The organism is Streptomyces sp. 8L, from assembly GCF_020176795.1.
GTDB lineage: Bacteria > Actinomycetota > Actinomycetes > Streptomycetales > Streptomycetaceae > Streptomyces.
Genome location: NZ_JAIUKE010000093.1, coordinates 12,498 through 33,763 on the forward strand (window position 1 = coordinate 12,498; position 21,266 = coordinate 33,763).

18 protein-coding genes are annotated in these 21,266 nt (G+C 70.7%); 5 read left to right on the plus strand and 13 right to left on the minus strand.

The genetic code is table 11. The features are described 5' to 3' along the window. Positions 1–41: 41 nt before the first annotated feature. From LCE31_RS09910 to LCE31_RS09930, 5 genes are read right to left on the minus strand one after another with little or no spacing between them, the layout of a single operon-like run. Positions 42–1,121, minus strand: coding sequence for an ornithine cyclodeaminase family protein (locus tag LCE31_RS09910; protein ID WP_225013788.1), 1,080 nt, complete (start codon positions 1,119–1,121; stop codon positions 42–44). Then, entirely contained in the window at positions 1,118–2,200 is a 1,083-nt protein-coding gene (locus LCE31_RS09915; RefSeq protein WP_225013789.1) for an aminopeptidase P family N-terminal domain-containing protein, read from the minus strand. Before LCE31_RS09915 ends, LCE31_RS09910 begins: the two co-directional genes overlap by 4 nt. Continuing rightward, the gene (locus LCE31_RS09920) at positions 2,197–3,417 is read right to left on the minus strand and encodes a M24 family metallopeptidase (RefSeq protein WP_225013790.1); all 1,221 of its coding nucleotides are present in this window, start codon (positions 3,415–3,417) and stop codon (positions 2,197–2,199) included. Before LCE31_RS09920 ends, LCE31_RS09915 begins: the two co-directional genes overlap by 4 nt. A gap of 3 nt (positions 3,418–3,420) precedes the next feature. Further along, on the minus strand, positions 3,421–5,034 hold the full coding sequence (locus LCE31_RS09925) for an MFS transporter (protein ID WP_225013791.1): 1,614 nt from the start codon (positions 5,032–5,034) through the stop codon (positions 3,421–3,423). 33 nt (positions 5,035–5,067) lie between these two features. Next, a complete protein-coding gene (locus LCE31_RS09930; protein ID WP_225013792.1) occupies positions 5,068–5,541 on the minus strand; it encodes a MarR family winged helix-turn-helix transcriptional regulator in 474 nt (157 codons plus the stop codon). 181 nt (positions 5,542–5,722) lie between these two features. Between LCE31_RS09930 and LCE31_RS09935 the strand changes: the two genes are divergently transcribed. Next, positions 5,723–6,595, plus strand: a complete 873-nt coding sequence (locus LCE31_RS09935) for an IclR family transcriptional regulator (RefSeq protein ID WP_225013793.1) — start codon at positions 5,723–5,725, stop codon at positions 6,593–6,595. Positions 6,596–6,637: 42 nt separating this feature from the next. On the opposite strand, the gene LCE31_RS09940 is transcribed toward LCE31_RS09935, so the two are convergent. From LCE31_RS09940 to LCE31_RS09950, 3 genes are read right to left on the minus strand one after another with little or no spacing between them, the layout of a single operon-like run. Then, entirely contained in the window at positions 6,638–7,597 is a 960-nt protein-coding gene (locus LCE31_RS09940) for a PDR/VanB family oxidoreductase (protein WP_225013794.1), read from the minus strand. Further along, positions 7,594–7,782, minus strand: coding sequence for a hypothetical protein (locus LCE31_RS09945; protein WP_225013795.1), 189 nt, complete (start codon positions 7,780–7,782; stop codon positions 7,594–7,596). The genes LCE31_RS09940 and LCE31_RS09945 overlap by 4 nt, the downstream gene beginning before the upstream one ends. Continuing rightward, entirely contained in the window at positions 7,779–8,873 is a 1,095-nt protein-coding gene (locus LCE31_RS09950; RefSeq protein WP_225013796.1) for an aromatic ring-hydroxylating dioxygenase subunit alpha, read from the minus strand. Before LCE31_RS09950 ends, LCE31_RS09945 begins: the two co-directional genes overlap by 4 nt. A 416-nt stretch (positions 8,874–9,289) precedes the next feature. Between LCE31_RS09950 and LCE31_RS09955 the strand changes: the two genes are divergently transcribed. Beyond that, positions 9,290–11,935, plus strand: a complete 2,646-nt coding sequence (locus tag LCE31_RS09955; protein ID WP_225013797.1) for a PA14 domain-containing protein — start codon at positions 9,290–9,292, stop codon at positions 11,933–11,935. 328 nt (positions 11,936–12,263) lie between these two features. Further along, positions 12,264–15,029: a hypothetical protein gene (locus LCE31_RS09960; protein ID WP_225013798.1), complete on the plus strand. Its 2,766-nt coding sequence runs from the start codon at positions 12,264–12,266 to the stop codon at positions 15,027–15,029. A gap of 183 nt (positions 15,030–15,212) precedes the next feature. Here the strand turns inward: LCE31_RS09960 and LCE31_RS09965 are convergent, their stop codons facing one another. Continuing rightward, the gene (locus LCE31_RS09965) at positions 15,213–15,824 is read right to left on the minus strand and encodes a TetR/AcrR family transcriptional regulator (RefSeq protein ID WP_225013799.1); all 612 of its coding nucleotides are present in this window, start codon (positions 15,822–15,824) and stop codon (positions 15,213–15,215) included. 86 nt (positions 15,825–15,910) lie between these two features. Here LCE31_RS09965 and LCE31_RS09970 point away from each other — a divergent pair, with 86 nt between their 5' ends. Together LCE31_RS09970 and LCE31_RS09975 are read left to right on the plus strand one after the other, a co-directional pair. Next, entirely contained in the window at positions 15,911–16,345 is a 435-nt protein-coding gene (locus LCE31_RS09970) for a nuclear transport factor 2 family protein (protein WP_225013800.1), read from the plus strand. Between the two features lie 82 nt (positions 16,346–16,427). After that, a complete protein-coding gene (locus tag LCE31_RS09975; protein WP_225013801.1) occupies positions 16,428–17,183 on the plus strand; it encodes an MBL fold metallo-hydrolase in 756 nt (251 codons plus the stop codon). A 168-nt stretch (positions 17,184–17,351) separates the two neighbouring features. Here LCE31_RS09975 and pcaDC read toward each other — a convergent pair whose 3' ends face one another. The 4 genes from pcaDC to pcaH are packed head-to-tail and all read right to left on the minus strand — an operon-like array spanning position 17,352 to position 21,194. Then, on the minus strand, positions 17,352–18,473 hold the full coding sequence (gene pcaDC / locus LCE31_RS09980) for a bifunctional 3-oxoadipate enol-lactonase/4-carboxymuconolactone decarboxylase PcaDC (protein ID WP_225013802.1): 1,122 nt from the start codon (positions 18,471–18,473) through the stop codon (positions 17,352–17,354). After that, a complete protein-coding gene (gene pcaB, locus LCE31_RS09985) occupies positions 18,470–19,813 on the minus strand; it encodes a 3-carboxy-cis,cis-muconate cycloisomerase (protein ID WP_225013803.1) in 1,344 nt (447 codons plus the stop codon). The genes pcaDC and pcaB overlap by 4 nt, the downstream gene beginning before the upstream one ends. Continuing rightward, positions 19,810–20,415, minus strand: a complete 606-nt coding sequence (pcaG, locus tag LCE31_RS09990) for a protocatechuate 3,4-dioxygenase subunit alpha (RefSeq protein WP_225013804.1) — start codon at positions 20,413–20,415, stop codon at positions 19,810–19,812. Before pcaG ends, pcaB begins: the two co-directional genes overlap by 4 nt. A 5-nt stretch (positions 20,416–20,420) precedes the next feature. Then, the gene (gene pcaH / locus LCE31_RS09995) at positions 20,421–21,194 is read right to left on the minus strand and encodes a protocatechuate 3,4-dioxygenase subunit beta (protein WP_225013805.1); all 774 of its coding nucleotides are present in this window, start codon (positions 21,192–21,194) and stop codon (positions 20,421–20,423) included. Positions 21,195–21,266: the final 72 nt, after the last annotated feature.

The following is a 21,266-nucleotide window of genomic DNA, read 5'->3' on the forward strand; positions in this document are numbered from 1 at the left end:
GGACGGGCCCCCACGGCTTGGTGCGCACCGCGCGGTCCGGCTCAGGGGCTCGTCTCCTCCAGGAGCCATTCCGTGGGCACCTGATGGCCGAGGCCCCGCTCCTGGGCGAGTTCCAGCGCTCGCGCGCACACGGCGGCGAACTGCACACCCATACCGGTGTTGTTGGCGAAGACGGTGATGTCGTCCCTCGCCGCGCGGCCCGGGGCGTCGCCGAGCAGCACCTCGCCCAGCTCCCTGATGTCGTCGAAGGACAGCCTGCCGCGCTCGACGGGTCCGAGGATGTCGTACTGCTTGTCGTGGTGGACCTGCTCGCGCGAGAGGACCACGATCCGGTCGGCCCTGTCGAAGGTCGTGTCGTCCAGCTCACGCCTGGTCGCCGTGCCGTCGGGCGAGGTGATCGCCGTCACGTGCGTGCCGGGATCGAGCCAGGCGCCGTCGAAGCACGGCTCCATGGCGGCCGTCGCGCAGGTGACGATCTGACAGCCGCTGACGGCGTCCTTCGGGTCGGAGACCGGGACGATACGACGGCCGGTGCGCTCGCTCCACGTCGCGGCGAACTTCTCGCGGTGCTCCGGGGTCGGGCTGTAGACCCGTACCTCCTCGATCTTCGGCCGCACCAGCAGCAGCGTCTCCAGATGGGCCTCCGCCTGCCAGCCGGAGCCGAACATGCCGGCCACCGTCGCGTCCTCGTTGGACAGTTCGCGGATGCCGAGCGCCGAGGTGGCACCGACCCGCATCTTCTGCACGAAGCTGTCGTGCATGATCGCGAGCGGTTCCAGCGTGGTGAGGCTGTAGAGCGTCACCAGGCCCACGAAGCGGCCGCCCGGGGCCGCCGGGATCAGCCTGCGCCGCTTGACGCCGCTCGGCAGGGTCTCGACACCCGCCATGTCGGAGGTGATCCGCAGGGCCCACACACCGCTGGAGACGTTGCCGCCCTCCTGCGACTTGAAGCGGAAGCCGAAGCCGGGCCAGCGCTCGTCCTTGACCGGGAAGTACGTGTGGTTGCGCGGCCTGTTGGCGCCCTGGCCCCGGGACAGCTCGCGGTAGGCGATCTGGAGTGTGTCGAGACACTCTCCGGCCGTCAGCACCTGCTGGATGTCGTCGTTTGACAAGATCCTCACTTCGCCGCCTCCTCACGGGCGCCGGTGGTACGGGTGAGGCGTTCGCCGCCGTCCGGTGTGACCAGGACGGTGTCCGCGAGCGCCGCGTACCCGCCGGCGGCGAACAGCACGTCCACCGTGACCGCGACGACGGACCCCGGTACCAGCGGCTCGTCGCCCCGGTGCCCGCAGTACTCACCCCCCGAGGCCAGGTCGCCCTGGTTGACCCAGCGCACCTGCGCGTCCGCGCCCTCCGGCAGCCGTGCCAACGCGTCCGACGCCGCCGCCGAGAGGGCGTCGCCCGTCACGCCCGCCGCGACCGCCGCCACGGCCGCGTCGAGCGCCTCGCCCAGCGGGGCCGTCCACGCCGCGCTGCCCGCCAGCCGGGAGGCGTGCAGCCAGCCCGTCCTGAACTGGCCCGAGACCTGCACACACGTCACGTCGTCCGGCGCCTGCGCGGTGTTGACCTGGACGTCGAGGAAACCGGCACCGCGCACGACCCGCTCCACGGTGGCCGTGCGCCCGTACAGGTCGAGGCCCCCGGCCGTGGCCTGCTCCGCGCCGCGTGCGACGACCCGCGCCCCCTCCCGCAGCAGCGCGAGTTCGGCGCGGGACACGACGGCGCGCTGCTCACGCACCAGGCCGGGTAGCTCCCGTACCTCCCAGCCCGGCAGTGCCGCCCGTACCTCCTCGGCCACGGACGCGGGCCACAGCGGCGCGTCGATCAGGCCCAGGGTGCCCGCAGGCGACGCGCCGAGCAGCTTGGCGACGAGCGCGCCGAAGCTCCTGCCGCTCTCGATCCGCTCCACCGTGGAGACGCGCTTCATCCACGGGTGCACGCGCGGCGACAGCTTCGTCAGGAAGACCGGCACCTCCGTGCCCACCGCGGCACCGGCCGCGGGCACCGCGAGCATCCCCTCGTTCCAGTAGATGCACAGGTTGGTCAGGTAGGCGATGTCGTCGGACGCGAACACGTCCCCGTACACCAGCGCCACATCGACGCCCTCCCGGGCGAGCCGCTCCCGCAACCCGGCGGTGCGGCCCAGCCATTCGCTCTCCGACACCTCTGCCGGGTCGAGTACGACAAGTCCGCGTTTCACGCGGCGGCTCCCTTCGTGCCCCTGTCGGAGTGGAACAGCTTGCGCTCGGTGGAGATCAGGACTTCGCAGCCGTCGGCCGTCACGCGCACCGGATCACCCAGCACGTGGTAACCGGCAAGAGGCGTAAAGGTGTTGGGGTGGATGATGAAGACCGCGTTCTCCGGGAGCACCGTCTCGTTGCCCTCGATGATCGGGGTCTCGTCCAGGTGCAGCCCGTGGCCGTGGCCGCGCACCCGGGTGTACTGGCTGGTGCAGTACTCCCCGAAGCCCCGCCCGCGGAACACGTCGTTCTGCGCCTTCGCGACGTCGTGCGCGGTGACACCGGGCCGCACGGCCGCCATGCCCGCCTCGACGGCCTCGTTGAACAGCTCGAAGGACTCGCGCTGCCCGTCGCTCGGCGTGCCGACGACGGCCGAGCGGCAGATCTGCAGCCAGTAGCCGTCCATCTGCGGTGTCAGCTCCGTGCGCACCATGTCGCCGGCCTCAAGGACCCGCGGTGTGGGCGCGGTCATCCCGCGCACCTCGTCCTTGCCCGAGGCGATGAGCATGAAGTTGTCCTCGGCGCCCAGCTGTTTGATGCGGGCCTCGACCTCCGCGACGATCCGGTACTCGGGCAGGCCGGGTTCGAGGACGTCCACGAACGCCTCCCAGCCCGCCGCGCACACCGTGGCACTGCGCCGCATCCTGGCCAGCTCCCACTCGCTCTTGACCATACGGACCCGGTCCATCAGCGAGGTCGCGGAGACGATCTCGGTCCCGGGCAGCGCCTTGCGCAGCGCCTCGGCGAGCACCAGGGGCAGCAGTTCGAGATGCGCGACGCCGAGCCTGCGCGGCCGCAGTTCGCGCAGCCGCCCGGTGAGCGGTGCGGGGTCCCAGACGTCCAGCACGGCCGCGTCGTCGACCCAGCCGCGGCGCACCAGGTCCGGCAGGTCGCCGCGGCGCGTGGAGAAGGCGCCGACCTCACCCGACGCCGGGAAGACGACGAATGACGACGAGCCGGCGATCCGTACGTCGGCGAAGTACCGTACGTTCTCCCTGCGCCAGCCCGGGCCGTACGCGACGAGGGCGTCGAGCCCGTCCTCCGCCATCGCCGCCCGCACCTTGGCGTGCCGGAGCGTCAGTTCCGCGGTGTCTTTCTCGCTCGGGCCGGCCGGGCTCCGGGAGCTTTTCGCTCCTGGAGACGGCGCGATGTTCGCTGCATCGCTGACGGTGGTCATTCCTCACCTGCCTGATTCTTGGTCGTACGTCGCGGTGAAATCTGTTGTGAGTGTGACGGGCGCCGCTGTTCCCGGCGCCGTCGGAACGCCTCCCGTACTCACGGGCGGAGCGGGTGCCGGCCGGGCGCCGGGAGACATCGATTCGGTGATCTGCTCGATGGTCTTTCCCCGTGTTTCGAAGGTCGCGAGGAAACCGGAGGTGCCGGCGAGGATCGAGATCACGGCGAACAGGACGAAGAAGATGTAGCTGGAGGAGTGCAGGGCGAGCACCCAGCCGATCACGGTGGGAATGACGAGTCCGCCCACCTTCTGCCAGGCGGCGGCCCAGCCGAGCCCTGTCGCCCTGTTGAACGTCGGATAGATCTCGCTGGCGTAGACGAAAAGCGTGCTGCCGGCGAATCCGCTGCCGAAGAATGTGGCGACGCAGCCGAGGAGCACCACGGAGTAGGTCGTGTCCGCGGTTCCCCACCACAGACAGAACACACCGCTCAGCAGAAAGGAGAATCCGATGGTGGACCTGCGGCCGATCCTCTTCACCGTGTATCCGGCGATGATGGCGCCCAGCACGCCCGCGGCGGTGATGACGGCCGTGTAGCTCAGGCTGCCGAGCAGACCGATCCCCTTCTTCTCCAGAACGGAGGGCAGCCAGGTGGAGAGGCCGTAGAGAAAAGCGCCCGCGCACAGCTCCATGAACCAGAGCGAGACCGTGTACCGCAGATATGTGCCCGAGACGAGTTGCCGAACGGACCCCGCGGAGAAAGAGCGGGAGCGGCTCCCGGCGGGCGGGCCCCCGGTGCCCGCGCCCGGCTGCGCCCCGGCCCGCGCCGCCGGTCGAGGGGCGGGCTCCTGTGGTGTGTCCACGTCCGCGGGCCGGCCGGGGAGCGGAGACGAGGCGGCGCCCGCCGGCCGCGGCACGGTGGAGAGGACCGCGGTCCCCGTCAGTGAGGTGACGATGCGGCGCGCGTCGTCGTACCGCCTCCTGCGCAGCAGATAGCGCACGGACTCCGGCAGGAACAGCGCCACGGCGACGCTCACCAGAACCGGCACGACGCCGATCACGAACATCGCGCGCCAGCCGAGGGAAGGCACCACGGCCGCCCCGACCAGCGCGGCGACCGGCAGGCCGATCAGCCAGGCGCCGGTGGCCATGGTGACCAGCGGAGCCCTGTGCCGCGACGGTACGAACTCGGTGATGTAGGGCAGGACGACGGCGATCTCCGCGCCCAGCCCGATGCCCTGGAGGAAGCGCGCCGTCATCAGCGACGGATAGTTCCACGACAGCGCCGCGAGCACCGAGAAGCCCGCGAAGACGAGCAGGCACGCGGCGAGCGGGAACTTGCGCCCCAGCCGGTCCGAGACCATCCCGGCGATCGCCGCGCCCACCAGCATGCCGAGGAAGAGTGCCGAGCTGAGGTAGCCGGCCTCGCCGCTGGTGAGGTGGAAGGCCGGTATCACGGTGGGCAGGACGACACCCGTCGTGTTGATGACGAACCCGTCCAGGAAGTGCCCGGCGAGTACCGTGCCGTACAGCACGCCGTGTCTCCGGGTGAATGGTGCGTTGTCAAGCGTGTTCAACAGTTCCGAGGACCTGTTGGCGGTCTCGCGTTCATCTCTCACGAACGATGCCACCTCCTTGTGGCCGGCTCACCGCTATCGGTCGTCCAGATCCCCCTGGACGTCCATGTACACCTGCTGGAGCGCCGGCAGGACCTGGTCCTGGAGCTCCTGCGGCATATTCGTGGTCAGTTCCGAAGTGAACTTTCCCAGCGCCCTGTTGCCTGCTTCGAGAGCCGCGCTTCCCGCCACCGTCAGTGTGAGCCGCATGGTGCGGCGGCTCGTTTCCGACGCTGTCCGCGACAGCAGTCCCTGTGTCACGAGTTTGTCGACGCTCTCCGACATGGTGGAGAGATTGCGCCGCGCCAGCTTCGACAGGGCGGTCAATGACGTGTGCCCGCTGTCGACCCTGGAGAGAATGCGGTACTGACGGATCGTCAGCGACTGCGGAAGGCCCGCCAGAATCTCCGTCTGCAATCGCGTCAGGCGGCCGCCCAGCGCGAGCAGTACCTCTCCCAGGGTTTCGCCGGTATCCGGTGAACCGGCCGGGGGAACGCTCTTGCCAGTCACTTAGGCCTCCATACTGTCCGGTGCCCGAAGTATCTACGTGCTGGAAGGTACGCCGGGCGCGGAAGGCGGTGCAAGGGGCTGTGCGCAAGAAACTTCGGTGCCCGGACTGTCGGCGTCCTGGATGTGCCCGCGTTCGGTCGCGCCCGTTGACCGGACCGTCCACGCGGCCCACGATGAGCGAATGGAAGACCGGCGAATGGGCAGGGGAGACGGCAGCCGCGTGGGAGGCGCCGCGAGGCCCACGGGCCGCGGGAACCGGGCCCCGGACGGCCGTCGGAAGACCCCGGCGGGCGGTGCCTCGGTCACCAGCAGGGCGCTCAGTGTGCTTGCCGCTTTCTCGCCCTCCGCACCCGTCCTCAAACTCACCGACATCGCCTGCCACGCCGGTCTCCCGCTCACCACGGCCCACCGCCTGGTGAGCGAGTTGCGCGACTGGGGCGCGCTGGAGCGCGATCCGGACGGCGGCTACCGCATCGGGCTGCGGCTCTGGGAGATCGCGGCGCTCGCACCGCGCGCCCTCGGCCTGCGCGAACTCGCCCTGCCCTACCTGTCGGACCTCGGCGTGGTGACCCGCGAGAACGTTCAGCTCGCGGTGCGCGAGCAGTTGTCCCTCGTCTTCGTGGAACGCCTCGCGGGGCAGAACTCCGTGCACGTGCTGACCCGCGTCGGGGGGCGCTTCGCGCTGCCTCCGACCGGTGTGGGCCGCGTCCTGCTGGCCCACGCCCCCGCCGACGTCCAGGAGGAGGTTCTCGCACGCCCCCAGTCCCGCTTCACGGAACACACCGTGTGCGACCCGGCGGAGCTGCGCCGGTGTCTGGCGGAGGTACGCCGGACGGGGGTCGCCGTGTGCGCGCGCCAGGTCACGCTGGACGGTCTTTCGGTCGCCGCGCCGGTACGCGGCCCCGGCGGCGACGTGGTCGCCGCGGTGTCGGTGGTCGCCCACATCGACACCGTACGGGCGCACACACTGGTCCCACTGGTCCAGGTCGCCGCGCGCGGCATCTCCCGGGCTCTCGGCGCGCCGCCCGGGCCCCCTGTCGTCGTGCGTGCATGACGCGCGCCACGGGACGTGAGGCGCCGCGCCGCGCGGGAGGCTTCACAGGTCGAGCACCAGGCGCCCGCCGGGACGACAGCGGGACACGCAGATGAACATGACGTCGCCCGCCGCGCGTTCCTCCGCCGTCAGCAGGGAGTCCCGGTGCAGCGGCACTCCCTCCAGCACATCGGTCTCACAGGTGCCGCACGTACCCTCACGGCACGACGAGAGCACCTGCACGCCCGCCTCTTCGACCGTCTGGAGGACGGACCGGTCGCCCGGCACCTCAAGTACCCGGCCCGACCTGGCGAGTTCGACCTCGAAGGGGCCCGAGCACTCGGTCGTTGGCTCCGGCTTCGGCGCGAAGCGCTCGGTGTGCAGGGCTCCATCGGGCCAGCTCGCGCACCGCTGCTCCACGGCGGTGAGCAGCGGTTCAGGCCCGCAGGCGTACAGCGCCGTGTCCTCGCGCGGTGTGCCGAGGAGGGCCGCCAGGTCGAGCAGCCCCGTCTCGTCCTGCGGGCACAGCTCCACCTGGCCGGGCCGGTGTGCGGCCAGCTCGTCGGCGAAGGCCATCGAGGCGCGTGTGCGACCGCCGTACACGAGCCGCCAGCGCGCGCCGGCGCGGTCGACGGCGTCGATCATCGGCCGCAGCGGTGTGATGCCGATGCCACCGGCGACGAAGAGGTACGCGGGCGCCTCGACGAGCGCGAAGTGGTTGCGCGGCCCGCGTACCCGTACGGTCGCGCCCTCCGCCAGCCGGTCGTGCACGTACCGCGAGCCGCCCCGGCCGTTCGCCTCGCGTGCCACGGCGACCTGGAGCACCGAGGTGTCGGCCGGGTCGCCGCACAGCGAGTACTGCCGCTCAAGGCCCGGCGCGAGCAGCAGATCCAGGTGGGCCCCAGGGGTCCAGGCGGGCAGCGGCCCGCCCTCGGGGTGCGCCAGGGTCAGTCGTACGACGCCCTCGGCGAGTGTGTCGCGCCGCACCAGGACGAGGTCCGACTCGGCCTCCCGCCCGCTCATCGGCCGCACCCCGCGTCGCCGGAGTGCAGGGGATGGGAGAGCAGCCAGTCCCACACCTCGACCGGGTCCTCGAACACCCGCTCCGCGCCGCAGAAACACACCGCGAGCAGCCGGTCGGTGCCCGGCACCCAGTGGATACGGAAGACACCGGCCTCCGCGACACGCCCGACCGCCGCGGAGGTCATCGCGGGGCCCCGTTCCCGGCCGCCGCACGGACGCCCTCGCCGTCGGCCGGCGGTTCTCCCTCGGCCCGCAGCCTGGCCAGGATGCGGCGCGCGGCCAGCCCGCCCGTGTCGATGTTGATGCTCAGCTCCTGGTAGTGGTCGCGCTCGGCGGCCACCGCACGCTCCAGCACGTCGAGCGCGACGACGTCCTGGAGGACGACGGTGCGGTTGTTCTCATGGAGGAAGGCGCCGACCTCCTCGTCGTCGAGCGCGAAGTCCCGTGCGACCGCCCAGAAGTCGTGCGTGCTGCTCTCGGTCTCCGGCGTGATCGCGTACACGACCTCCACGTGGAACGCGTCCGGGTCACTGCCGTCCGCGGCCGGCGGCGGACTGCCCGCGGGCGCGATCCTGCTGTGCAGCAGGTACAGGCACGGCGCGTGGTACTCGATGTCCTGCCAGCGCGTGATGCGGCCCTCTATGCCGGTGGACCGGGCGTAGAAGGGAGGACAGGCCGCGTCGTCCATGTGCCTGCTGACCCGCACGACACCGGCCGTCTCGTCGACCTCGGTGGTGATCGGTGTGTCCGCGACCTCCGGCGTGCCGATGTAGCCGCCGTGCAGATAGGTCTCGTGCGACAGGTCCAGCAGATTGTCCACGAGCAGCCCGTACCGTGCGGCCAGCGGCTCAAGCCCCCTGACGGTGGCATAGCCGGGGTGGTCGAGCCAGGGCGCCCGCGGAATCAGCTTCTCGTCGGCCCGTTCGCGATCCCCTATCCACACCCAGACGAAGGAGTCGGACTCGGCGACGGGGTACGAGGCCAGCCGTGCGCTACGGGGCACCCGGCGCTGTCCCGGCACGGCGACGCACACACCGTCGGCGCCGTAGGTGAAGCCGTGGTAGCCGCACACCAGCCGGTCCCCGTCCAGATGGCTCGGCTGCTGCGACAGCGGGAAGCGGCGGTGTACACACCGGTCCGACATGGCGGTCACCGCACCGTCCTCGGTGCGCCACAGCAGGACCGGCTCGCCGCAGACCGTGCGCGAGAACAGCTCGCGCCCCACCTCGGACCCGTACGCCGCGACATACCACTGATTGCGAACGAACGAACTCATGGCCGCCCTGCCCTTCTTGTGCCTGCCCGTGCGGACAGAGTGCGCGCACACCACACCGGGAACCAGGCCGGTTTCCGCCCACCGGAAGCCGATGCGGCCCGCCCCAGTGCTCCCGCTCCCCGCCCGGCGACCGCCTGGCGCAGCTCCGGCGAGATCAGGGGGCTGGACAACATGACCAGGAGCAGAGTGACAACTACGCGGCACGCGCCGCCATGTCGCTTGCTGACGGTCTGTAACACAATGCGGTGAACCCGCGCCGAAACAACTTTGCACAGCCATTGCACAGGGGTAGACGCCCGCTTTACCGCCCTGGTTTCATTTGCTCCGTCCAAGTTTCCAACGTTGGAAAGCTGGCAGAGGCATGCAACTCTGCCGTTTCTGGACGCCGAGTTCACTTACGGAGAGGTGTATCCGCAGTGAGATCAGGCAGATTCCGCTCACCGAACCTCCGCCGGCTGGCGGCCCTGGTGCCGCTGCTGCTGGGTGCGGCACTGCTCGCCCCGTCCACCGCCGGTGCCGTGCAGGCGCCGCCGTCCACCGGGTCCGCGGCGTCCGCCGCCGACACCCCGCAGGGCCTGCGCGGGGACTACTACCTGAGTTCCGACGCCACATCGCTGGACTTCGCCCAGTACAGCAGCACGGGTGTCGAATCCTCCCTGAACGTTCCCGACCTGCTGCCGACCCTGCGGGAGTACGCGGGTTCCACCCAGAACGTCACCGCGCGCTGGACGGGCCTGCTCGACGTCCCGGCCGATGGGACGTACACGTTCTACATCAAGGGCGACAACGGCTTCCGGATGTCGCTCGACGGCGCGAGCGTGATCGACCACTGGACGACCGACTGGGACGTGCAGACGCAGTCGGAGCCGATCACGCTGACCGCCGGTACGCACACCCTGGCGTACGACTACAACCAGGGCGACGGCGGCGCGTACATCACGACCGAGTGGTCGGGCCCCGGGATCAGCCGGCAGGCCGTCCCCGACTCCGCGCTGCACCTGCCGGAGGGGTTCACCCCGCCCACCGTCGACGCCGCGGTGGCCTCCTCGGGCAAGACCGCGACGGTACAGCTGCCGGGCCCGGTCACCTCGCTGCCGTCCGACCTCGGCAAGCACCTGGCGGTCATCGCGGGCAGCAGCCGCTGGACGCCCGGCATCGCGGTCAACCCTGCTGACGCGTCCCAACTGCTGCTGACGGCAGGGGGCTCCGACATCCCCGCCGCGCTCAAGGCCAAGGTGCGGATCAGCTACGACGGGAAGGGCGGCCTGACGACGGCCGCGGGGCCCGTACCGTTGTTCTCCGGCCTGGCCACCAACAACTCCACGTGGTACTTCGCCACCAAGTGGGCCAAGGACGTCGGACCCAAGAACGCGCTTCCGGACTATCCCCGGCCGCAGTTGACCCGTGACGCGTGGCAGAACCTCAACGGGACCTGGCAGTTCCAGGCCACCGACGAGAAGGCCTCGCTGCCGAAGGGCAGACTGAGCGGGTCGATCCTCGTGCCCTACCCGATGGAGGCGCCGCTGTCCGGCGTCGCCGAGCACCATGACTGGTCGTTCTACCAGCGCACGTTCAGTGTCCCGCGGAACTGGAAGGTGGGCTCGGGCAACCGGCTGAAGCTCAACTTCGGCGCGGTGGACTACGAGGCGTGGGTCTACGTCAACGGCAAGCAGGTCGCCCACCACGTCGGCGGCTACGAGGCGTTCTCCGCGGACGTCACCGACGCCCTGGCCGGCCGCGGGCCGCAGACCCTCACGCTGAAGGTCAAGGACACCATCGACCCGAACACACCGACCGGCAAGCAGTCGAGCGACCCCAGCGGCATCTGGTACACCCCGTCCTCCGGCATCTGGCAGACCGTCTGGATGGAGCCGGTGGCCAGGGCGAGCGTCGACTCGCTGGTCCTCACGCCGAACCTGTCCGACGACACGCTCGCCGTGACCGTACGGCCGTCTGCCGGCACCCCCGCCTGGTCCCTGGTGAACGCCACCGCGTACGCGGGGAACAAGCCCGTGGGCACGGTCACCGGCACCGTGGGCACCAAGCTGAAGCTGCGCGTTCCGCACCCGGAGCTGTGGAGCCCGGGCCATCCGTACCTGTACCACCTCAAGGTCAGGCTCACCGACGGGCGTTCGTACGACTCGGTGGGCTCGTACTTCGGCATGCGGTCGGTGTCCGTCGCCAAGGTCGCCGGCGCGAACAAGATCGAGCTCAACGGCAAGCCGACGTATCTGCTCGCCAACCTGGACCAGGGCTTCTGGCCGGACGGCATCTACACCGCGCCGACCGACGCGGCCCTCAAGTCCGACCTGGAAGTGGACAAGCAGCTCGGTTTCAACACGGTGCGCAAGCACATCAAGGTCGAGCCCGCGCGCTGGTACTACTGGGCCGACAAGCTCGGTCTGATGGTCTGGCAGGACATGCCGAGCCGCAATGTCGGACCCGGCGCGAGCGAGGCGAGTGACACGGCGTTCGCCGACCAGGCCCACGAGATCGTGGACCAGCACCTCAGCAGTCCGTCCATCGTCGTCTGGACCATGATGAACGAGGGCTGGGGCGAGCAGTCCAAGGAGGCCACCGGCGCGCTGGCCGACTCGGTCAAGCGGCAGGACCCGAGCAGGCTGGTCGACGCGGCGTCCGGGGTCAACTGCTGTGCCTCGCAAGGTGACTCGGGCCGAGGAGACATGATCGACTACCACCTGTACCACGGTCCCGCGTTCCCGTCGCCGGACACCACCCGGGCAGCCGTGGACGGTGAGCACGGCGGGTACTCGCTGAACATCCCCGGCCACATCCTCGATGTCTCCGGCGGCCAGAACTACGGTGGTGACGCGGCGACCGTCGCGGAGCTGACCAAGGACTACGTCGACAACACCAGCCAGCTGCTGCCCGCCGCGTCCGGAACCCTGTCCGGCTCGGTGTACACGCAGATCAGCGATGTCGAGGGCGAGTTGAACGGGTTGATCACCTACGACCGCAAGGTCCTCAAGGTCGAACCGGGCCCCGTCCGGGACATCAACCGCAAGCTCATCGTGGCCGGCGCAGCTGCGGGCGGGGCGTAGTCCCTTCCCGCAGCCGTGCCGATCCTCCGTAAGGCGAGCACGGCACCCGGGTTCCGTGCCGCCGGCCCGGTCGCACTCGGGCCGCACTGACGGATGGCGGGGGAGCCGCACCGATGCCGGTGGGGTTCCCCCGTTGGCGTACCGTCGCCCGCCGCCCTCTCGGGCGCGACGCCGAAGCCAACGAGGGAGCCTGCCCTCCCTCTTGACGGTGGCCGACCGCGGTGGAACCATCGATCTCCGTTCGACAACGTTGTCAAATGCGCGGCCGCGGCCAGCGTGATCCGAATCCCCGTGAGACCCGTGGTGTCCAGTGGAGAGGTTTGGGGTAATGACCGGTTTTCTTCGAGTCGTCGTGGATGCGCTGAGGAACGCCGGACTGCCCCGATGGCGGCGCACCCGGCGCGGGCACCCAGCACTCCGGCTGCTCGCGGTGGCTGTGCTGGCCGTGGCGGCTGGCGTCGCGCCCACGGCATCGGCAGCCGGCGCCACGCACCCGCAAGGACAAGCCGGCCCCGCCCACCCGACGGCCGGGGCCGCCGCCGCGGCGCCGTCGCGGGCCGGCGCGGCAGCCGACGCGAGTTACACCGACGCCAACCTCCCCGACTGGGCCATCGGCCCGTTCACCCGCAGCGCGGCCAACCCGCTGCTGTCGCCGAGCGGCAGCGGCTACGAGGCGGCCGCCCTGTACAACCCGGGAGTGCTCTACCGGGGCGGCCAGTACAAGATGCTCTACCGCGCACAGGGTTCCTACGGCGGCCCGTCGCAGATCGGGTACGCCTCCAGCACCGACGGCGTGCACTTCGCCGAGGACAGCGCGGCCAACCCGGTGATCGGCTTCGGTCTGGCCGGCCGGCAGGACAAGTGCGGCCTCGAAGACCCGCGCCTGTTCGAACTGCACGGCACGTACTACTCGTTCTTCACCTCCGTGCACCCGAAGGCGGACGGTACGTGTCTGGGCTCGTACGACATCTCCGAAGCCACCTCGACCGACGGAATCCACTGGAGCAAGCCCTGGATGGTGGAACCGAGCGCCGGGAACAACAAGGACGCGGCAGTCGTCACCGACGCCAACGGCGCGCCGCGGAAGGTCAACGGCGAGTACGTCATGTACTTCGGCCAGGGAGACACCGGCACCGACATCGCGTACTCGTCGGACATGCGGACCTGGCACGCGAAGGGCAGCACCACGCCGAGGACGGCCGACCCGCTCGACGTGCACTACCCCAAGGGATGGCAGCCGTACGAGGTGTCCGTGGCGGTCACCGACTACCGAACGGTGGCGGGGCGGCCGGCCAACTCCAACATCGTGGTGTTCACGGCCGGAACGCTGATGGCCAACGGACGCTGGTACTACGCGATCAGCGAGGAGGAGTTCTCCGGCCGCCAACCGACCCTGATGCTGCACCAGTTGAGCGACGCGGTCCTCACGCCGACGCCGGACGTGCCGTACGAGTGGAACGGCCAGACGCCCAAGACGGCCTGGATGAACAGCATCTTCTTCCACAACGGCACCTGGATGATGTACTACGGCGGCGGTGACACGGTCACCGGACTCGCCACCGCCGGATTGCGCAGGCCGCTGCCGGCCCGCTCGGGCCGCACCCCCTTCCGGACCGGGTTCGAGCACGGCCAGCCCATGCCGGACTGGGTCGACGGCATCGACACCGGCCCCGGCGGCGGCGGGATCGCCAACGTCAGCGCGTACGGGAGCGCCACCAGCCCGGAGGCCGGCGCGCGTCAGGAGGACACCCACGACGGCACCAACGCGCTCATGTACTCGGGCCAGGCCACCGGCGCACCGGACGACCACGCCTACATGAGGCTGTTCGACCTCTCCGACCGGCCGGTGAACGTCGGCAGGGACACCACGCTGAGCTACTGGATCTACCCACAGGCCCAGGGCACGGCCGCTCCCGGCGTCAGCGGCGACAACAGCAGCTGCGTCTCGCTCGACCTCGTCTTCGCCGACGGCAGCACACTGCACGGCCTGAGAGGGTCCCCGCTCACACCCGCCTCCCAGTGCGGCAGGCTCGCACTCGACCGGTGGAACCACGTCAGTGTGGACATCGGCAAGGCATCGGCGGGCAAGAGGATCGTCCGGGCCGACCTCGGCTACGACCGGCCCGCGAGCAAGGGAGGCTACCGCGGCTACATCGACGACATCGCGCTGACGAACGGCCCGTCCCAGGCCCCGGCCATCAGCGGCATCACCCCGGCACAGGCCGCCCCTGGCCGGCCGGTCACCCTCACCGGCACGGGCTTCGGCGCCTCCCCGCGCGGCCGGCACCTGCTGCTGTCCGACGCGGGCGTCCACTGGGGCGGCACGGGTGACCTGGGCACGCTCAGGATCGACCACTGGTCGGACACCTCCATCACCTTCACCGTGCCGAAGCCGAGCGGCCCCGCCGTCTCGACGGCCTCGGGACCGGGGAACATCTGGCGCGCGGAACCGGGCAGCGCCGCCACTGTCGCGGTGGTGTCCGGGGCCGCGAGTACGTCCAACGCCGGGCAGTTCACCGTCGCCTCCACCGACGCCCTGCCGGACTACTACAACGACGTGGGCATCTCGCCGGACACCAACCGCGGATGCGGCGCGCTCGACAACGGCACCGACACCTACTCGGCCGACGCGCTCGCCACCGCCTCGCCGCACCCGCTCACACCCGGCGCGCACGTGGCCGTCGGCGGGCTGCACTTCACCTGGCCGGACGCGCGACCGTGCGAGAACGACAACCTGAGGGCGCTCGGCCAGACCGTCCTGATGCCGCGCAGGACCGGGGCCGGTGAGATCGGCTTCCTCGGCGCGGCGACGGACGGCGGCCATTCCGGCACCGTGACGATCCACTACACCGACGGCAGCAGCGGCACCGCCACGCTGAAGCAGTCGGACTGGGGCAGCACGCCGGGAGAGGGAAACACCGAGGTCGCCGCGGTGGCGTACCGCAACCAGGCAGTAGGCGAGCAGGACCACCCCTTCTACGTCGACGAGCAGACCATCCCCGTCGACCCGGACAGGACCGTCGCGTCGATCACACTGCCGACCGACAAGGACATCCATATCTTCGCGATGGCCGAGGACGGAACGAGGGCATGAGCCACGGGTGACGCGGGCCGGCGGGCGCGATCGGACGGCGCTCCGCCGAGCCGGCCCCATCGCTGGACGGATGCGTGGCTCAGGGGCGCTCGGCGTCGGGCCGGCGGTCAAAGGCGTGGGCGCTGCCGGGGAGGTCCGACACGGGACGGGGCGCTGACGCGCCACCCGGGAGTCGAGCCGGGCTCAACGCGTCGTTGTGCCGGTGGCGCTCGTCCCGAGTGCCAGGGTTCGGGTGAGTGCGGCCCGGGTGTCGTCCACCAGAGTGTGCGGGTTGTTGCCGAGGCGCCTGGCGGTCTGGAAGCAGGCCAGGGCGATCTGGCCGGCGAGGACGGCGGTGGCTTCGTCGGCCCCGCGTCGCACGAGTAGTTCGCTCAGCCTGTCCCCGACCTGCTGCACCTTCGCGGCGTCGCGATCGCGTAGTTCCGGGTGCCGCTCGATCAACGCGAAGTGGTCCGTGTAGCCCTTGGGGTCGACGCTCGCTCGGGCGCACAGGGTGAGCAGGATCGGGCCGAGCTGTTCGACAGCCTCGCTCACGCTGCGCGGGGGCGCGGCGTCGTCCGTCTGGCCGGCCGCCGTGATCGTGTCGAGCAACTCCTGCTCTCTGGCGAACACGACCTCCTGCTTGTCGTGGAAGTGGCGGAAGAACGTGGTGCGTCCGACTTCGGCGCGTTCTGCGATGTCCCCGACGGAGACGCCGTTGAAGCCGTGCTCACGGAACAACTCCTGGGCGGCTTCGATGATGCGTTGCCGCGCCTGGCGCTGCTTGCGCTCGACGAGCGGCCGGGACGAGGTCATGCCCGTAAGCATAGCGTGACCGGTTGCCGCCCCACAAGGAACGGGGTATGTTTTGGTACGCAGTACCGAAACGAATGGAGAACCTAATGGCACGCGATATGTCCATAGAGGACCGCCAGGCGATCGACCGGACCCTTGCGCTTCAGGGACACCTCTTCGACCGGGGCGAGCTCGACCGGCTTGAGGAGATCTTCACGCCCGAGATCGTCTACGACCTCAGCGATGTGGGAGCGGGCACGTTCGAGGGCCTCAAGGCGATCAGGAGCGGCGCCCTGCGACTCGGCGCGGGCAACCCCGTCGCGCATCACGTCACGAACACCGTGATCACGAGCCACCAGGACGACCTGGCCACCGTGCAGTCCAAAGGGCTGATCATCATGGCCGACGGCTCCGTCTCGAGCGTCACGCACTTCGACACCCTGCGCCGCGACGACAGCGGCTGGCGGATCAGCCGGCGGGTCATCCAGGCGCAGCGCACACCGCTCGGCGGCCTGCACCTGACCCACGCGGGCGAGCGCTGAGCATGGCGCACTCCCTCGCGCCCTCCGCCGTGACCGACCCGCCGTCCCCGACCTCCACCGCCCGCCAGATGAGGCACACGCCATGACCGAGCCGCTCGTCGTCACCCGGATCACCCACAGCTGCCACCTGATCCAGATCGGCGGCATGACCGTGCTGACCGACCCCTGGTTCTCCCAACGCACCTTCTACCACCCGGGCGAACCGATCGCCCTGCAACCGGAGGCACTGCCCCGTCTCGACGCGGTCGTGATCAGCCACGCGCACTACGACCACTGCGACCTGGACGCCTTCCGCCGCTATCCCCGCAAGGACGTGCCCCTGCTGGTCGCGGGGCCGGTCGTCGCGAAGGCCCGCAAGGCGGGATTCAGCGACGTCCGCGCGCTCGAACCGTGGCAGTCCGCGCGGGTCGGCGACCTGACCATCGCGGCGGCGCCCGGCAAGCACGGCGTCTACGAGGTCACGTACGTGATCAGCGCAGACGGGCGCAGCGTCTACTTCGCCGGAGACACCCTGCTCATCCCGGAGTTGCACACGCTCGCCGACCGCTACGGCCCACTCGATGTGGCCCTGCTCCCCGTCAACGGCCTGCACGTCGGGATGCCACGGACCAAACAGGTGGTCATGAACGCCGAAGAGGCCGCCGAGCTGACCGCTGCCCTCCGACCCAAGCTCGCCGTCCCCCAGCACTACTCCTTCACCGGCGGCGCCATCGGGGACAGGCTCTTCCTCAAGAGCGACAAGGACCCCGCCCTCTTCGTCGACGCGGTGCACCGCCTCGTCCCCGACGTCCCGGTCAAGGTCATCAGCCCCGGCGAACCACTGACCGTCGCCCCCTGACCCGACCGGCCGAGCGGCCCCGCGATCCCGCGCGGACCGCGCTCCTGTCGGCTTGGCGTTCAACCCCGCTGGGCTTGGCGTTCCTTGACCGATACGACGACATCGCGAAGTCGGACGGTGGTGACGGCAGTCGCAGGTCGGGACGGTCCGCGAGGTTGAACGCCAAGCTCAGCCCAGGTCGCCCTCCTCCTCGGCCAGCACCCGCTGAGCGGTCGAGAAGGCCGAGTTGGCCGCCGGCACGCCGCAGTACACCGCGGTCTGCATCAGGACCGCCGCGATCTCTTCTGGTGTCAGCCCGTTGCGCCGCGCGGCCCGCACATGCATGGCCAGCTCCTCGTTGTGCCCGTGGGCGACCAGCGCGGTGAGTGTGATCATGCTGCGTTCGCGCCGCGAAAGTGTCTCGTCGGTCCAGATCTCACCCCACGCGTAGCGCAAGATGAAGTCCTGGAAGCGGGCGGTGAACGGGGACTGCCGCTCCTGGGCCCGGTCCACGTGCGCGTCTCCCAGTACGGCACGCCGCACCGGCATCCCCGGCCTGGTGTCACCGCCGAAGTGTGCGCGGAGGGCGCCGAGTACCGCCTCGGGACGTTCGGCGGGCGCCAGGTGCGAGGCGCCCGGTACTTCGACCAGCGCCGATCCGCGCACGGCGTCGGCGATCTCCCGCAGGTGCGAGGGCGGTGTGGCCGGGTCCTCGCGGCCCGCGACCAGCAGGGTCGGTACGCGGATGTCGGCCGCCCGGTCCCGGATGTCGAAGGCGGCCAACGCGTCGCAGCAGGCGGCGTACGCCCCGGGATCGGCGTCCCGGTGGTCCCGGATCAGCTCGGGTACGGTGAACCCCGGGGTGAACCAGCGCGTGTGGGCGCTGTCCGCGAGCTTCGCCAGCCCCTCGGCCCGCACCTGTGCGGCCCGCGCCACCCACGGTTCCGCTCCGTTGAAGTGTGCCGACGAGCAGACGACCGCCAGCGACGAGATCCGTTCGGGGCAGTGCACGGCCAGATGCAGCCCCACCGCGCCGCCCAACGACACGCCCGCGTAGGCGAATGTCTCGACGCCGAGCGAGTCCGCGAGATCGAGGACCAGGTGCGCGAGGTCGCCGACGGTGGCACCGGGGCCGATGAGATCCGCCGGTGAGAGGCCGTGTCCCGGCAGGTCCCACCGGATGACCCGGTGCCGGACGGACAGTTCGGGCGCCACCTTGTCCCACAGGGCGTGGGAGGTGCCCAGGGAGGGGCCGAGCAGCAGTGGGGGAGCGGTGGCGGGCCCCTCGGACGCGTACCCCAGTGTCGTCATTTCCGCTCCAGTGCACGGTCGGTCAGGACGCCCGCGGAACCGGTGTAACGGGCGGGGTCGGTAAGGCCGTCGAGGTCGATGTCCTGGAGGCTCGCCTCCTGGGCCAGCAGGTCGCGCAGGTCGGCGTCCTCGGCGAAGGCCTGTTCTGCGAGGCGCGTGAGCAGTGTCCTGGCTCCGCTCCGCCCGAGCACCGGTGCCAGCTCGGCGGAGAGCCGCTCGGACACGATGAGGCCATGGGTGAGCCCGAGGTTTCTCCGCATCACCTCCGGGTGCACGCGCAGTTGCTCGCAGAGGTGGGCCGCGTCGTGCGCGGCACCGGCGGACACCCTGAGCAGATCCCGCAGTGGCTCCCACTCGGCGTGCCACGCCCCGGCGGGGCGCTCGTCCTCGGCGGCGAGCGAGCCGTACAGCGTGGCCGCGAGCTGCGGTGCGCGCCGCGAGGCCGCCGCGATCAGCGTGGAGCGCACGGGGTTGGCCTTGTGGGGCATGGCCGATGAACCACCGCCGACGCCCTCCGTGAGTTCACCGATTTCGGTGCGCGAGAGCGTCAGCACATCGGCGGCCATCTTGCCGAGGGCCCCTACGGTGAACGCGAGGCATCCCGCGAGGTCGGCGATCGGTGTCCGCAGTGTGTGCCAGGGCAGCGAAGGGCATCGCAGACCGGCCTGCCGTGCGTACGCCGCGACCAACTCGCCGGTGTCCTCGGCTCCGTAGGCCCCGAAGGCCGCCAGGGTCCCTGCCGCGCCGCCGAGTTGCGCGGGGAGCGTGCCGACGGCCGAGGCCACCCGGTCGCGTGCGTCGAGCACCAGCGACCGCCATCCCGCCGCCTTGAGCCCGAAGGTCGTCGGCACGGCGTGCTGAGTGAGTGTCCTGCCGGGCATCGCGGTGTCCCGGTGGGCGGCGGCCAGCCGGGAGAGCGCGGCCTCCGCGCGGCCGAGGTCGTCCAGTACGGGACGCAGGCAGCGCACGGCGACCAGCATCGTCGCCGTGTCCAGGATGTCCTGGCTGGTCGCGCCGCGATGGACATAGGAGCCGTACGGCTCGCCCACCGCCCTCGTCAGCTCCTTGACGAGAGGGATCACCGGATTGCCGTCGCCATGGGACTGTTCGGCCAGCAGACGGAGGTCGAACCGGGCGGGGTCGGCCGCCTCGGTCACCGCTCTCGCAGCCGCCGCAGGAACGAGGCCCAGTTCGGCCTGGGCGCGGGTGAGTGCCGCCTCGGCGTCGAGCATCGCCCGCAGATATGCCTGATCACCGGTCGCCTCCCTGGCCGTTGAGCCCGCCAGGGACGGGGAGAGCAGCCCCGGATCGGTGTGGGCCGCGTCGTAGGGCGATGTCACCGGAACTCCAGGAAGACCGTCTCGCCCTCACCCTGGAGGCGGATGTCGAACCGATAGGTGTCCGCGCCCTCGTCCACGGCGATCAGTGTGTCACGGCGTTCGCTCCCCACCTGAGCCAGCAAGGGGTCGGCCGCGAGAGCGGCCTCGTCACCCGGCAGGTAGAGCCGCGTGAACAGGTGCACGAGGAGCCCGCGCGCGAAGACGCACACACTCACGTACGGAGCACCGCGCCCGCGCGCTCCGGGCCTCAGCGTCCGCGCGTACCAGTGCCCGTCCGCGTCCGTCTGGATGCGTCCGAACCCGGTGAACTCCACGCCGTTGCGGCCGAGGAAACCGCCGGACGCGGGGTCGCGCCGCATGGAACCGTCGGCCGTCGGCACCTTGCCGTCGGGATCGGGGCCCCACAGTTCCACCAGGGCGTCCGGGAGCGGCTCGCCCGTGCCGTCGTAGACGTATCCGTGCACGGTCATCGCGTCCGGACGGCCCAGCGGGGCTATGTCCTCGCCGCCGCGGAAGGGCAGCGCGTACCCGTAGAACGGGCCCACCGTGTGCGACGGTGTGGGCAGTGTGTTCTCCGGCCGGCCGGTGTCTGTCTTCGCCATGGTGGTCAGCGTCCCTTCTCGATCCAGGTGGCCGCCGGGCCGTCCAGCACGATGTCCCAGCGGTAGCCGAGCGAGAACTCCGGCACGGACAGGCCGTGTTCGTACGTCGCGACCAGCCGCTGCCGGGCCGCCTCGTCCGTTACGGATTGGAGGATCGGGTCGTACGGGAAGAGCGGGTCGTTCGGGAAGTACATCTGTGTCACGAGTCGCTGGGTGAAGGCGGAACCGAACACCGAGAAGTGGATGTGGGCCGGGCGCCAGGCGTTGGTGTGGTTGCGCCAGGGGTAGGGGCCTGGCTGGATCGTGGTGAAGTGGTAGAAGCCGTCGTCGTCCGAGAGCGCGCGCCCCGATCCGGTGAAGTTCGGGTCGAGCGGAGCGTCGTGCTGCTCGCGCTGGTGCGCGTAGCGGCCGGCGGAGTTGGCCTGCCAGATCTCCACGAGCTGACCGCGCACCGGGCGCCCGTGCCGGTCGAGGAGACGGCCGGCGAGTGTGATGCGCTCACCGACCGGCTCTCCGGCGTGCTGCCGGGTCAGGTCGTTGTCCGTCGCGGTGATGTCGCGCTCCCCGAAGGCGGGGGAGAACAGTTCCACCGCCTCCGGGTCCTTGGTGACATCGATGGCGATCGGAGGCTGCTTGGGGTGCCGCAGCACCGAGGAGCGGTACGGGGCGTAGTCGCGGCGCGGCTGGTGTTCGACGGGGCCGCCGTCGGCGACCCGCTTCTCGTAGGCGGCGCGATGGGCCGCGATCTCCGAGTCGATGTCCGTCTGCGTCAGTGTCATGAAAGTTCCCCTGGGAGTCTGGGGGTTGGGGGTCTGGAGGTCTGGGTCTCCAGGGATCTGGGGGTCCAGGGC

What these genes read in the sequence shown, in the direction of transcription:
- pcaH (WP_225013805.1), bottom strand. Translation starts at nt 21,194, where the DNA reads ATGACACTGACGCAGACGGACATCGACTCGGAGATCGCGGCCCATCGC.
- LCE31_RS09975 (WP_225013801.1), top strand. Translation starts at nt 16,428, where the DNA reads ATGACCGAGCCGCTCGTCGTCACCCGGATCACCCACAGCTGCCACCTG.
- LCE31_RS09940 (WP_225013794.1), bottom strand. Translation starts at nt 7,597, where the DNA reads ATGAGCGGGCGGGAGGCCGAGTCGGACCTCGTCCTGGTGCGGCGCGAC.
- pcaG (WP_225013804.1), bottom strand. Translation starts at nt 20,415, where the DNA reads ATGGCGAAGACAGACACCGGCCGGCCGGAGAACACACTGCCCACACCG.
- pcaDC (WP_225013802.1), bottom strand. Translation starts at nt 18,473, where the DNA reads ATGACGACACTGGGGTACGCGTCCGAGGGGCCCGCCACCGCTCCCCCA.
- LCE31_RS09935 (WP_225013793.1), top strand. Translation starts at nt 5,723, where the DNA reads ATGGAAGACCGGCGAATGGGCAGGGGAGACGGCAGCCGCGTGGGAGGC.
- LCE31_RS09970 (WP_225013800.1), top strand. Translation starts at nt 15,911, where the DNA reads ATGGCACGCGATATGTCCATAGAGGACCGCCAGGCGATCGACCGGACC.
- LCE31_RS09945 (WP_225013795.1), bottom strand. Translation starts at nt 7,782, where the DNA reads ATGACCTCCGCGGCGGTCGGGCGTGTCGCGGAGGCCGGTGTCTTCCGT.
- LCE31_RS09965 (WP_225013799.1), bottom strand. Translation starts at nt 15,824, where the DNA reads ATGACCTCGTCCCGGCCGCTCGTCGAGCGCAAGCAGCGCCAGGCGCGG.
- LCE31_RS09950 (WP_225013796.1), bottom strand. Translation starts at nt 8,873, where the DNA reads ATGAGTTCGTTCGTTCGCAATCAGTGGTATGTCGCGGCGTACGGGTCC.
- LCE31_RS09960 (WP_225013798.1), top strand. Translation starts at nt 12,264, where the DNA reads ATGACCGGTTTTCTTCGAGTCGTCGTGGATGCGCTGAGGAACGCCGGA.
- LCE31_RS09920 (WP_225013790.1), bottom strand. Translation starts at nt 3,417, where the DNA reads ATGACCACCGTCAGCGATGCAGCGAACATCGCGCCGTCTCCAGGAGCG.